Source organism: Flavobacterium sp. WC2416 (assembly GCF_041200095.1).
GTDB lineage: Bacteria > Bacteroidota > Bacteroidia > Flavobacteriales > Flavobacteriaceae > Flavobacterium.
The window spans coordinates 2752315-2765967 of the sequence record NZ_CP165626.1 but is presented as its reverse complement, the minus strand read 5'-3'; the positions used below and the strand labels follow the sequence as shown (position 1 = coordinate 2765967).

9 protein-coding genes are annotated in these 13653 nt (G+C 30.6%); 5 read left to right on the top strand and 4 right to left on the bottom strand.

Annotation, left to right across the window (positions count from 1 at the left end):
- Positions 1-10: 10 nt before the first annotated feature.
- Together AB3G39_RS11730 and tsaD are read right to left on the bottom strand one after the other, a co-directional pair.
- Positions 11-718, bottom strand: a complete 708-nt coding sequence (locus AB3G39_RS11730) for a 16S rRNA (uracil(1498)-N(3))-methyltransferase (RefSeq protein WP_369769385.1) — start codon at positions 716-718, stop codon at positions 11-13.
- A 3-nt stretch (positions 719-721) separates the two neighbouring features.
- Positions 722-1744: a tRNA (adenosine(37)-N6)-threonylcarbamoyltransferase complex transferase subunit TsaD gene (tsaD, locus tag AB3G39_RS11725; protein WP_369769384.1), complete on the bottom strand. Its 1023-nt coding sequence runs from the start codon at positions 1742-1744 to the stop codon at positions 722-724.
- 185 nt (positions 1745-1929) lie between these two features.
- Here tsaD and AB3G39_RS11720 point away from each other — a divergent pair, with 185 nt between their 5' ends.
- The 5 genes from AB3G39_RS11720 (at position 1930) to AB3G39_RS11700 (ending at position 10222) form a co-directional block, all read left to right on the top strand.
- Complete coding sequence (locus tag AB3G39_RS11720) at positions 1930-6381, top strand: translocation/assembly module TamB domain-containing protein (protein ID WP_369769383.1); 4452 nt, start codon at positions 1930-1932, stop codon at positions 6379-6381.
- A gap of 402 nt (positions 6382-6783) precedes the next feature.
- Positions 6784-7770: a 6-phosphofructokinase gene (pfkA, locus tag AB3G39_RS11715; protein WP_367752579.1), complete on the top strand. Its 987-nt coding sequence runs from the start codon at positions 6784-6786 to the stop codon at positions 7768-7770.
- A 74-nt stretch (positions 7771-7844) separates the two neighbouring features.
- Complete coding sequence (gap, locus tag AB3G39_RS11710) at positions 7845-8849, top strand: type I glyceraldehyde-3-phosphate dehydrogenase (RefSeq protein ID WP_367769269.1); 1005 nt, start codon at positions 7845-7847, stop codon at positions 8847-8849.
- A gap of 134 nt (positions 8850-8983) precedes the next feature.
- Positions 8984-9835 (top strand): N-acetylglucosamine kinase, encoded by an 852-nt coding sequence (locus tag AB3G39_RS11705; RefSeq protein ID WP_369765244.1) that lies wholly within the window; start codon positions 8984-8986, stop codon positions 9833-9835.
- A gap of 12 nt (positions 9836-9847) precedes the next feature.
- Positions 9848-10222, top strand: coding sequence for a methylglyoxal synthase (locus AB3G39_RS11700; protein ID WP_369765243.1), 375 nt, complete (start codon positions 9848-9850; stop codon positions 10220-10222).
- A 151-nt stretch (positions 10223-10373) separates the two neighbouring features.
- Here the strand turns inward: AB3G39_RS11700 and AB3G39_RS11695 are convergent, their stop codons facing one another.
- On the bottom strand, positions 10374-10754 hold the full coding sequence (locus tag AB3G39_RS11695; protein WP_369765242.1) for a RidA family protein: 381 nt from the start codon (positions 10752-10754) through the stop codon (positions 10374-10376).
- A gap of 116 nt (positions 10755-10870) precedes the next feature.
- The gene (locus tag AB3G39_RS11690; protein WP_369765241.1) at positions 10871-13621 is read right to left on the bottom strand and encodes a putative LPS assembly protein LptD; all 2751 of its coding nucleotides are present in this window, start codon (positions 13619-13621) and stop codon (positions 10871-10873) included.
- Positions 13622-13653 lie beyond the last annotated feature (32 nt).

The window sequence follows — 13653 nt, the reverse complement described above, 5'->3', positions numbered from 1 at the left end:
CTTTGAAAATTTAATCTTCATTAAAGAATGCAACACTATGACAAGCCACAATAGCAGCTGTTTCGGTTCTTAATCGAGTAGTTCCTAAGGTAACGGGAATAAACTCACTGGCTATTGCTAATGCAATTTCTTTTTCGGAAAAATCACCTTCAGGTCCTATTAGTATAGTAAGGTTTTCATTTGGCTTTAATACCGATTTCAATGATTTTTTATCTGTTTCTTCACAGTGCGCTATCAATTGTAATCCTTTATTTTTTTGTTTAACAAATTCTTTAAAAGTGATGGCGTTATTTAATTTTGGGAGATGTAGTTCATTTGATTGTTTCATCGCTGCCAAAATAATTTTCTCAAATCGTTCTTGATTAATTACTTTTCGTTCCGAGTGATCACAAATAATTGGAGTTATTTCTTGAACACCAATTTCAGTTGCTTTTTCTAGAAACCATTCATAACGATCGTTCATTTTTGTAGGAGCTACAGCTAAATGTAAATACACTTTTGAAGGTGCTTTTTTTGTAGCTGATATTATTTTAACAGTACATTTGTTATCAGAAGCTAATGTGATTTCTGTTTCAAATAAATCCCCTAAACCATTTGTAACATACAAAATATCAGTGTCTTTTTTTCGTAAAACTTTTATGATATGTTTGCTTTCTTCCTTATCAAAAGAGAAGTTTTCAGTAGTTGCGTCAATATTTGGATTGTAAAATAATTGCATAATTTAAAATTGTATTCGTGCTTTTGAAACTACAGATGAAGTTTCGAATTTTTGTGATAAAAACTTTTGATAACCTACAATTCCAATCATTGCAGCATTATCGGTTGTGTATTCAAATTTAGGAATAAAGGTTTTCCAACCGTATTTTTGTTCGGCTTCTTTCAAAGTATTTCTAATTCCAGAATTGGCCGAAACGCCACCACCAATTGCAATTTGTTTTATTCCGGTTTCTTTTACGGCTAATTTTAGTTTATCCATCAAAATTTCAATGATGGTATATTGTATGGAGGCACAAATATCATTCAGATTTTCGGATATAAAATCAGGGTTTTCTAATTTTCTCTTTTGAATAAAATATAAAATTGCTGTTTTCAATCCAGAAAAGCTAAAATCGAGTCCTGGGACTTTTGGTTTTGTAAAAGCAAATGCTTTAGGATTTCCTAATTGAGCATATTTATCAACTAATGGACCTCCTGGATATGGAAGGCCTAGTATTTTTGCACTCTTATCAAAAGCTTCTCCAACAGCATCGTCAGTTGTTTCACCAATAATTTCCATATCAAAGAAATCATTGACTTTTACGATTTGTGTATGTCCGCCACTAATTGTTAAGGCTAAAAAAGGGAAACTTGGTTTATCGTAGTTTTCTTCTGCTATAAAATGTGCCAAAATATGAGCATGCATATGGTTTACTGCAACTAAAGGAATGTTTAATGCCAATGCCATAGATTTGGCAAATGAGCTACCCACAAGCAGCGATCCCATTAACCCAGGACCCTGAGTGAATGCAATTGCTGAAAGTTGTTCTTTTTTAATATTTGCTTTTTGCAGTGCGGCATCAATTACAGGCACTATATTTTGTTGATGAGCACGTGAAGCCAATTCAGGAACTACACCACCATATTGGGTATGAATCAACTGATTTGCTACAACATTTGACAGTACTTTGTCGTTATGTAATACGGCAGCTGCTGTGTCGTCACAGGAGCTTTCGATAGCAAGAATAAAAACCTCGGAATTTTGCATAAAAAGGCACAAATTTTGGATTATATTTGACAAACCGATTTTATTTTTTTTATTTTTACGGCGCAGCCAAAATTAAAGAATTTTTATTAAAGGTGCCGCTCTTTCCTAGGGCAAAATAATTATTTAGAAAAAATATAATAACAAAAGGTATCAAAAAATTCATTAAAATAATTTTCCGCATAATTTTGGGACTAATCCTATTGCTATTAGTGCTTGGTATTGCTCTTTCTTTACCTTTTGTCCAAACTAAAATAGCACAACATTTTACCAATTCGATAAATAAGGATTATGGAACCCATATTGCTATTGATGAAGTTAGAATTTCTGTATTTGGAGGTGTAAAATTCAAAAACGTTATTATTCTTGACCATCATAAAGATACTTTGATTTTTTCGAAAATTGTTAACACAAATATTCTTGAAGGTAAAAAAATATTAGATGGAGATTTAATTTTTGATGATATCCGTTTGGATGGATTGTTATTTAATCTAAAAACGTATAAAAACGAAAAAGAAAGTAATATTGATAAATTCATCAATGCTTTTAATACAGGAAAACCTTCCGGTAAACATTTTTTGCTAAAAGCAAATAGTGCCTATATTACAGATGGGCACTTTATCTTAACAGATGAAAATAAAAATACGCCCAAACAACTTAATTTTACTAGACTAAACACAACTTTAAGTGATTTTTTATTATATGGTCCAGCTGTTAAAACAATAATTAATAAAATGTCATTTTTAGATCATCGAGGTCTATATGTCGCCAACTTAAGTTCTAAGTTTAGTTATACCAAAAAAAATATAAAATTAGAACAGCTAAAAATTGAAACAAAAGAGTCAAAAATTGATGCTGATGTTTATCTAAATTATAAAATTGAAGATTTTGCAAGTTTTACAGATAAAGTTCAGTTTGATGTAAAAATTAATTCATCTAAGTTAGGAACCAATGATCTTAGAATTTTTTATGATGAGCTGGGTAAAAACCAATTTTTTAATATTAAAGCCAATATAAAAGGTCCTTTAAATAATTTAAAGATTACTAGTTTGAATCTTATTGATTCTAACAAAACAAAAATGCTTGGATCAATTAACTTTAAAAATATTTTTGGAGCAGAAGATCAGAAGTTTTTAATGGATGCAAATTTTACTTCTTTTTCAAGTAGTTATGATAACTTAGTCACTATACTTCCTAATTTTTTAGGAAAGAAACTTCCAGTTGAAGTTAAGAAATTAGGTAGATTTTCTCTTGTTGGAACGACTCAATTAACTAGTACAGAGATTGATGCCGATTTTTCATTGGATTCTGATTTAGGGAAATTGGAATCTGTCTTGAGTATGACTCGAATTGATTTTATTGATAAAGCTTCCTATGCTGGTAAAGTGATCTTAGACGATTTTAATGTTGGGGAGTTACTCGAACGTAAAGATCTTGGTAAAATAAGCATGAATATTGATGTTGATGGAGTAGGTTTTACTGAAAAATATTTAAATACTTCCCTCAAAGGTGATATAACAAAAATTGATTTTAATAATTATACCTATACGAATGTTGTAGTAAATGGTAATTTTAAAGCTCCAAATTACAAAGGCCAAATTTCTGTAAATGACCCCAATTTAAGCATGAATTTTGATGGTTTATTGGATTTAAGTAAAAAAGACAATAAGTATGATTTTCATATAAATGTTGAAAATGCGGACTTACATAAATTAAAACTGGTAAAGGATTCAGTTTCTGTTTTTAAAGGGGATGTCATTGTTCAAGTAACAGGAAATACAATTGAAAACCTTCAAGGGAATGTATATATAAAAAAAACATCGTATCAGAATGTCAAAGACACTTATGTTTTTAATGACTTTAATATTTATTCTAGTTTTGATAATGAAAGAATTCGTACCATAACGGTTAATTCACCAGATATTGTAGAAGGACAAATTATTGGTAAATTTCAATTTAGTCAATTAGGGAATTTAGTTAAGAATTCTTTAGGAAGTTTGTATACAAATTTTAAACCCAATAAGGTAAATAAAGGACAATTTCTAAAGTTCAATTTTACTATATATAATAAAATCATAGAAATATTTTATCCTGAAATTGCAATCGCTGCGAATACAATTGTAAAAGGGAATATTAAGTCGGATATTCAAGAGTTCAAGCTCAACTTTAACTCACCACAAATTGTAGCATCTAATAATATTTTTGATAACATCAGAGTTGCAATAGATAATAAAAACCCATTATATAATGCTTATATAGAATTAGATAGTATTAAAACGAAATATTATAAAATTCGTGATTTTAGTTTGATCAATGTTACTATGAAGGACACGTTGTACTTTCGTTCTGAATTCAAAGGAGGTAGTAAAGGAGAGGATTATTTCAATCTGAATTTATATCATACAATTAATGAGAATAATGATAATGTTGTTGGTATTAGTAAATCAGAGATGAAATTTAAAGATTATCTATGGTATTTAAATGAAAAAGATGCTCCTAACAATCAGATCGTTTTTGACAAATCCTTTAAGAATTTTAATATTGATGATATTATATTATCTCATGAAAATCAGGCCATTTCCCTCAAAGGTAAAATTAAGGACAATACAAATAAGGATTTAAAACTTAGTTTTAAGGATGTTGATTTGTTTAAAATTACACCTGAAAATGATAAATTTATTTTTAACGGAAATATAAATGGAGAAGTTGATTTTAAGCAAAATAATGCTATTTATAAACCTACTGCTTCATTGGTAATTGATCATTTAAATATAAATAAAACGGATTTAGGTGTTTTTAATTTTGACATTGAGGGAGATCAGAATTTAGAAAAATTTTCTATCAATTCCTTTTTAGAAAATGAAAATTTAGAGTCTTTTAATGCTTATGGAAATTTTGAAATAATAAATAAGGAAACAGTTCTTGATTTAAAATTAAAATTTGACCAATTCAATTTGGGCGTTTTAAGTTCGATAGGTGGGGAGGTAATGACAAATATTAGAGGGTTAATATCAGGAAATGTTTCTATTGGAGGAAACTTGACTAAGCCTAAGATAAACGGTCGTCTTTATGCCGATAATACAGGAATGACAATTCCTTATTTGAATGTGGATTATGTATTGGATGATAGGTCAATAATTGATTTGGTAGATGAGAAATTCTTGTTTAGAAATAATACTATTACGGATTCCAAATTTGATACAAAAGGGACTTTGAATGGTAGTATTGAACACAATAATTTTGCTGATTGGAAACTGGATTTGGCAGTTAATACAAAGAGATTACTAGTTTTAGATACAAAAGATAGGGAAGACGCAGCTTATTATGGTACTGCATTTATTGACGGTGATGCTACTATAAAAGGGCCAACGAATGGATTATTTATAAAAGTAAATGCAAAATCGGAAAAAGGGACTGCGGTTAAAATACCCATTAATGATGCAGAAAGCGTAAGTGATAATAATTTTGTTCATTTTTTGACTGCCAAAGAGAAATATAATATTGAAAGAGGTATTGTCGATTATGGTAGAAAATACAAAGGGTTAGAGTTAGAGTTTGATTTGGATATTACGCCCGATGCGGAAGTTGAAGTGATATTAGATAGGAATTCTGGTCATGGAATGAAAGGGAAAGGATATGGATCGTTATTGTTTAAGATAAATACTTTGGGGAAATTTAATATGTGGGGAGATTTCCAGCCCTATGAAGGAAGTTATAATTTTAAATACGGAGGATTAATTGATAAGAAATTTGATGTCAAAAAAGGAGGCTCTATTTCGTGGGAAGGAAATCCAATGAAAGCACAATTAAATTTAGAAGCTGTCTATAAAACAATTGCAAATCCTGCTGTGTTATTAGAAAATTCCTCTTTTAACAGGAAAGTACCTGTAGAGGTTATCATTGGTATTAGAGGAGATTTAGCTAGTCCTGAACCTGATTTTAATATCGAATTCCCTACGGTTAGTAATGTATTAAAATCCGAGATACAATATAAATTGAATGATAAAGATGTGAGGCAAACGCAGGCATTATACCTATTATCTTCTGGTGGATTTTTAAGTCCTGAAGGAGTTAATCAATCTGATTTTTCAGGAAGTTTATTTGAAACAGCATCCAGTTTGTTAGGTGGAATTATAAAATCTGAGAATGAAAAATTTAAAGTTGGACTTAATTACATTTCTGCTGACAAAAGAATTGGTAGAGAGACTGACGGTCGTTTTGTAGCGACAATTTCCTCAAAAATTAATGAAAGAATTACTATAAACGGAAAAGTAGGGGTACCATTTGGAGGAATTAACGAATCTGCTATTGTTGGGGATTTAGAAGTTCAATATAGAGTAAATGAAGATGGAACGCTTAATTTACGCCTCTTTAATAGAGAGAATGATATTAATTACATAGGACAGGGGATTGGCTATACTCAAGGTTTAGGGGTTTCTTATGAAGTAGATTTTGATACTTTTAAAGAGTTAGTGAACAAGATATTTAAGAATCATAAATTAGGAACTACAAATTCTTCAAATGATGTTTATCAAGACTCAAACTTGGCGCCAGAATATATTAATTTTTCTAAGCCGAAGGAATCTAAAAAAGAAGAGCTAAATAAAAATCAAGACGCAATCATTCCAGAGGAAGATTAATTTTTTTAGTTTGTAAACAGTAGTTGATTTTTATAAAAGTCTCTTTGTGATGTCTTTTTCCTTTTTATTAATTTTGAAAATTAATAACACTTCCTTTTAAATATTTTTAAGATTGTATAGCCACAATTGAATTTTATAAAAATTTGGTAAAATTCTAACTAATTTTAATAATTCAGATGTTTGCTTTTATATTCTTTAAAATAGCGAGAAGTGCTTTTTTATGGTTAATTATCAAATAATAATTGAAAAATTTAACTTTTGTTGAAAAAAAACGGTTTTTTTTTGTTTTTTTGAAAACTTATTAACGAAAACGTTTGAATTTAGAGCACTTAACTAATTTAATATAAACATAACGCTTTAAGTGCTTTATGTTTGCTAATTTTACACTTTAATACTTAAATAATGCCAAAAACAATAAAAAAAATAGGGGTTTTAACTTCGGGTGGTGATTCACCTGGAATGAATGCTGCTATTCGATCAGTAGTTCGAACTTGCGCTTATCATAACATTGAATGTATAGGGATTTATAGAGGATATCAAGGAATGATTGAAGGAGACTTCAAAGAAATGGGTCCTCGTTCTGTAAATAATATCGTAAATAAAGGAGGGACGGTATTGAAATCAGCTCGTTCTCTTGAATTTAGAACACCAGAAGGAAGAAAAAAAGCACACGATCATCTTGTAAAAGCAGGGATTGATGCTTTAGTAGTAATTGGGGGAGATGGAACTTTTACAGGTGGCTTACTATTCAACACTGAATTTGATTTTCCAGTAATGGGAATTCCAGGAACCATTGATAATGACATATTTGGAACAAGTCATACCTTAGGTTACGATACTGCCTTAAACACTGTTGTAGATGTAATTGATAAAATTAGAGATACAGCTAGCTCACATAACAGATTATTTTTCGTAGAAGTTATGGGTAGAGATGCAGGTCATATTGCATTGAATGCTGGAATTGGTGCTGGTGCCGAAGAAATTCTTATTCCTGAAGAAGATTTAGGTTTGGATCGATTATTAGATTCTCTACAAAAAAGTAAAGCTTCTGGAAAATCATCGAGTATCGTTGTGATTGCCGAAGGGGATAAAATTGGTAAAAACGTTTTTGAATTAAAGGACTACGTTGAAGCAAATTTACCTGAGTATGATGTTAGAGTTTCTGTTTTAGGACATATGCAACGTGGTGGTTCACCATCTTGTTTTGACAGAGTTTTAGCAAGTAGATTAGGAGTGAAAGCTGTAGAATCATTGTTAGAAGGAAAATCGAATTATATGGTAGGGTTGCAAAATGACAAAGTAAATCTTACTCCATTAGAGCAAGCTATAAAAGGAAAATCAGAAATTGATAGAGAGTTATTAAGAGTTTCTGATATCATGTCAACTTAGAGTTATAAAATGGAACTGTGTAACTACAGCATCTGTTTTTTTTAAATGAATAATAAACAATAAATAATAAAGAAATGTCAAAAGTAAAATTAGGAATAAACGGTTTTGGTAGAATTGGAAGAATTGTTTTTAGAGAATCTTTCAATAGAGACAATGTAGAAGTAGTAGCAATAAATGATTTATTAGATGTAGATCACTTAGCTTACTTATTAAAATACGATTCAGTTCACGGACGTTTTAATGGAACAGTTGAAGTAAAAGAAGGAAAACTTTTTGTAAACGGAAAAAACATTCGTATTACTGCTGAAAGAAATCCTGCTGACTTGAAATGGAATGAAGTTGATGTTGATGTAGTTGCTGAATGTACTGGTTTCTTTACTACTGTTGAAACTGCAAATGAGCACATTAAAGGTGGAGCAAAAAAAGTAATTATTTCAGCTCCTTCGGCTGATGCACCTATGTTTGTAATGGGAGTTAATCATACTGAAGCTAAAGCTTCTGATTTGATTGTTTCTAATGCATCTTGTACTACTAACTGTTTAGCTCCATTAGCTAAAGTTATTAATGATAATTTTGGAATTGTTGAAGCTTTAATGACTACAGTTCATGCTACAACTTCAACTCAAATGACAACTGATGGTCCTTCTAGAAAAGACTGGAGAGGTGGACGTGCTGCATCATGTAACATCATTCCTTCTTCTACAGGAGCTGCTAAAGCAGTAGGTAAAGTTATTCCTGAATTGAATGGAAAATTAACTGGTATGGCTTTCCGTGTTCCTACTACAGATGTTTCTGCAGTAGATTTAACAGTAAAAGTGGCTAAAGAGACTTCTTACGAAGAAATCATGGCTGTGTTGAAAAATGCTTCTGAAACTACTATGAAAGGTGTTTTAGGATTTACTGAAGACTTAGTTGTTTCACAAGATTTCGTTGGTGATTCTAGAACTTCTATCATTGATGCTAATGCTGGAATTGGATTAAACTCTACTTTCTTCAAAATCATTTCTTGGTATGATAACGAATATGGTTATTCAAGTAAATTGATTGATTTATCTGTACATATTTCTGGATTGAAATAATCTTTTACATATTTATAAATCCCGTTATTGTATTTTAACGGGATTTTTATTTTTTATTCTTATATTGTATCGGTTTATAGTAAATCAATTTTATATTAAACCAAGAGCAAAACCAAAACCCAAAAACTAAAAAAATGAGATTAATTGTTGATAGTGGATCTACGAAAGCCGATTGGATTGCGATAGATGATGATGGAAAAATATTATTTACTACACAAACTTTAGGATTAAATCCTGAAATACTTGAAAATGATGAAATTATTGAGCGATTAAACGATCGTTTTGATATTTTGCAAAACAAAAAAAACGCAACTCATTTATTCTTTTATGGAGCTGGTTGTGGAACTGATAGAATGAAATTGACTTTGTCTCAAGCTTTTCAAAGTTATTTTCCAAATGCTATTATTACAGTTGAAGAAGATACTTATGCCGCTGTATATGCCACTACTCCAAAAAATCAAAAAGCAATTGTTGCTATTCTAGGTACTGGATCAAACTGTAGTTATTTTGATGGTAAAGAATTGCATCAAAAGGTACAGTCATTGGGTTATATTGTCATGGATGATTGTAGTGGAAATGTTTTTGGTAAAGAATTAATCAGAAAATATTACTTTAATAAAATGCCAAAGGAATTAGCAGAAGCATTTGAAAAAGAATACAATGTAGATCCTGACTTTATCAAAAGTAAATTATATAAAGAAGCAAATCCAAATGCCTATTTAGCCACTTTTGCTAAGTTTTTAATTCAGCATAAAGACAACGAATTATGTAAAAAAATTATCATGAAAGGGATGAAATCTTTTGTGAAAAATTACATAAAACAATATGAAAATTGTAAAGAGGTTCCTGTTCATTTTGTTGGGTCAATTGCTTTTTATTTAAAAGAAGAATTGCAACAAACATTTGAGAAATATGAATTACAACTAGGTAATGTACTTAGAAGACCAATCGATGGACTGATTGCTTATCATATTGCAAATAAATAAAGAAGGCTATCAATGGAAATTGCAGTTATTGCCCATGATGGAAAAAAAGTGGATATGGTTCAGTTTTTGAATAAAAATATCAACATTTTAAAAAATGAAAAAATTAAGCTTATAGCGACTGGAACAACTGGTGGCAAAGCGGAGAATGCAGGATTTAAAGTAAAAAAGATGCTTTCAGGACCTATGGGAGGTGATGCTCAAATTGCAGCAAGAGTTGCTGAAGGTAAAACTAAATTAGTTTTATTTTTTAAAGATCCATTAGCAAGCCATGCTCATGAAGTTGATATCAATATGTTGCTTCGTGTTTGTGATGTGCACAATGTACCAATTGCAACAAATGAAGCATCTGCACAGTTGTTGTTAAATGCAATTACAATGAAATTATAGAATTGTTCTTAATAAAATAGATATGCTTATTAAACCGTTTCTTCTGAAATGGTTTTTTTATTTATAAGAATTTATGTTTTGAATAGAAATAAAAATGTCCCGACTTAAAATAGGCGGGACATTTTTATAGTTATCACTAATATTTTCTAAACTATAGAATAGCTATCATTGAAATTTCAACATTTACATTTTTAGGTAAACAAGCCACTTGAACCGTTTCACGAGCTGGCGCAGTTTTTTCATTAAAATAAGTTCCATAGACTGAATTTATTTTAGCAAAATCATTCATATCCATAATAAATATAGTCGTTTTTACTACATTTTCAAATGTCATTCCTGCTTCGTCAAGAACCGCTTTCATATTTTCCATGACTTGCTGTGTTTCTATTTGGATATTCTCTGTATTTAACTCACCCGTTTTTGAATCAATAGCTATTTGTCCAGAAGTATATAGTGTGTTTCCTTTTAATACGGCTTGATTGTATGGTCCAATTGGAGCCGGAGCTTTATCTGTAAAAATTATTTTTTTCATAATATATTGTTCTTAATGATTATTTTTTTGAATTAAAGCTTCGGTTGGAAGATAATTATTATTCGTATTTAATAGGAATATTAATTCTCAAGCGTTCATTTGCCTTCTTTCTTAATCTAACGGTTGATAGTGCTTCGTTTATTCCATTTAATATCACTTAAAACACCAGATTTTATACCTATAAAAAATCCCCAGTTCGCATTAGTCCCAAAAGGAGTCCAGTTGAAATCCATTCTCCAGCTTAGTAAATCTCGTTCAAATCTTAGTTGTGTAAAGGTAACTCCATTTTGAACAAAATCATATCCAGTTGATATTCCCGCTTTCCATTTTGGTGTCAAGTCGGCATTTGCTGAAATCATAATAGAGTTTCCAATGATTTGCTTTTCTCTATTGTTATTTCCATAGGTTAAGGAGTAGGCAAAAGTCATGTCCCAAGGTAATTTGGATCTAAAAAATTCAGATATTTTATCATCGCCTTCTTCTTCACTGCCGTCAAATTGACTTTTAGTATTGTCATTTACAATGGTGTTTTTTCCAAAAAGATCATCTTCTCGGCCACCATTTCTTTCGCTTTGGGTATTTTTATCTTTCTTAGTTTTGTCTTTTTCTTTACTTGAAATCGAATAATTTAATGTCATATTGGCACTAGTCATTCTAAATAAACTTCCTCCATTGTTAATGTTAAAAGTGTTTATTCTTGTTCCTGAATTATTAATGGCATAGGGGTCTAAAGTGGTACCAAAATTAACATTCATTTTATTATTTAAAAGCTGGGTTCCACCACTTAATCTAAAAGGAGCTAATGCTAGTGTATTGACTCCGTCAGCATCAAGATTGTAACTTGTTGAGATGTTTAAATTGTTAAGTAGCATCACTTTCTTTGCTTCTACCTTGGTACTGTCTTTATCGGTCACTTTTGCTTCAAAAGTATTGCTCAAATCAAAACCTAGTATATTTGAATTACTTAAACCTGGAGACCCAAAAATACCTCCTTCAAATCGAGTGTACTGTTTTGTAATTGTTCCAGTAGCATCAGAGGCATAGGTATCATAATATTTTTCAAAACTAGGGGTATATGCATAAGAAACTGAGGGTCTCATGACATGTCTAATCGATTGTATCTTTTTATCTTTACCAAAGTTAAAAGTTCCATAAATTGTAGTTCCTACGCTGGATGAAAAAGAATAGGTTCTATACGCATCAAAGCCATTCACAATTTTATCAACCACTTTACTTTGGTCTGAATCATAGCTGCGGCTAATTGTTTTTGCATACCATACTTCTTCGTAGTTTAATGAAGTGGAAGCGCTAAAATATTTAAACAGTTTAAAATTGGTGCTTAAAGGAATGCTGTGTTGTACTCCCATTTTTGCATCTTTAAACATTTGAGGTTTAAAAAACAGTGAATCTGTTGTTGTAATACTATTTCGACCATTCAAGTTATATTGCAAATTGATGTTCTTAAAAAAACCTTTTTTTACTCCATCTTTCCCCACAAAAGGATAAATACGATCTACACTAAGTTGAAGTGTAGGTAGTGTCATGTTTATAACTTCAGTCTGTGTATTTTGAGAATGAGTTGCTGATAGTGACATTCTTACCTGTGGGACAGAATTAAATGTTTTAGAATACGAAACAGATGAACTTAAAGTGTTGTTAAGATTAGATCCAATATTAGCTTGATTAATAGATTGTTGAAAATATTTGCTGCTTCCAAGATTGACAGAAGCTGAAAAACTGGAGTTAGGATTTGCTTTTGAATCTCTTGAATGTGACCATTGTATATTATAGATCTTTTGTTTAGCATAATCTGGATAGCCTCTTTCGCTAGAGATTAAGTTTTCATACCTAAAATTTAGATTTCCTCGGTAACTATATCGTTTTGCATAGGAGGACTCAAATCGCAAACCGTAACTTCCATTGGTGTAATAATCACCCAATACTGTTAAATCATAATTATCACTTAGTGCAAAATAATAGCCTCCATTTTGTAATGAAAAACCTCTAGTATTGGAGTCATTGTAACTGGGTAATATCAATCCAGAAATATTCGTTTCTTTGCTCATTGGAAAATAAGCAAATGGTAATGCGATGGGAGTAGGTACATTAGCGATTACCATATTAGTTAAACCAGTTATTACTTTTTTTCCAGGGATAAATTTTACTTTATTTGTTTGAAAATAATATTCAGGATTATCTACATCTTTTGAAGTGGTAAACCGAGCGCCTTTTAAAAAATAGACAGAATCATTTTCTTTTTTAGTTATCGAGGCTTTTATTTTAAACTCACCTTGGTCGGATCTGGAGTTCCATATTAAGGCTTTTTTAGTTTTGAAATTAAAACGAATAGAATCAGGCTCTACCTCATTAGCCCCTTGTTTAAAATGAGGGTATTGCGTGTACTTTCCCGTTGAATCTTTAATTCTTCCGGCATAGACTTCATTTTTTTCATAATCCATAATAATTATACCCGAGGTTAATTCGACATCTTGATAGTATAATTCGGCTTTATCATATAAAGTTATTAGTTTTTTCTTTTGGTCAATTTTGGCATATTTTTCAGCCTTATATTTTACTTTTCCGTCAAGAAATGCTTTTTTTGGTTTTAAAGTGTCAATTCTAATTAAAGTGTCAGTCTCTTTTTTTTGTTCTAAAAGAGTTTGATTCGATTTTGTACTAACAGAAGAGGACGTATCTACTTGCTTCTTAGCAGGTATAGCGCTCGTTTTTTTTGAAATATCTTGCGAATACAGATGATTGCATCCGATTGTAAGGAAAAATGATAATAAAACGATATTAAATAAGTTTGTCTGCAAAGGTTTTAATGCTATTTTTGTAAAATTATGGCCTGTTTTTTGAAGTGTCAAACTTACAGATTATTTTTTGTCAAAAATAATCA

Coding starts and splice junctions, on each gene's coding strand:
- AB3G39_RS11705 (WP_369765244.1), top strand. CDS start 8,984: ATGAGATTAATTGTTGATAGTGGATCTACGAAAGCCGATTGGATTGCG.
- AB3G39_RS11730 (WP_369769385.1), bottom strand. CDS start 718: ATGCAATTATTTTACAATCCAAATATTGACGCAACTACTGAAAACTTC.
- gap (WP_367769269.1), top strand. CDS start 7,845: ATGTCAAAAGTAAAATTAGGAATAAACGGTTTTGGTAGAATTGGAAGA.
- tsaD (WP_369769384.1), bottom strand. CDS start 1,744: ATGCAAAATTCCGAGGTTTTTATTCTTGCTATCGAAAGCTCCTGTGAC.
- AB3G39_RS11695 (WP_369765242.1), bottom strand. CDS start 10,754: ATGAAAAAAATAATTTTTACAGATAAAGCTCCGGCTCCAATTGGACCA.
- AB3G39_RS11700 (WP_369765243.1), top strand. CDS start 9,848: ATGGAAATTGCAGTTATTGCCCATGATGGAAAAAAAGTGGATATGGTT.
- pfkA (WP_367752579.1), top strand. CDS start 6,784: ATGCCAAAAACAATAAAAAAAATAGGGGTTTTAACTTCGGGTGGTGAT.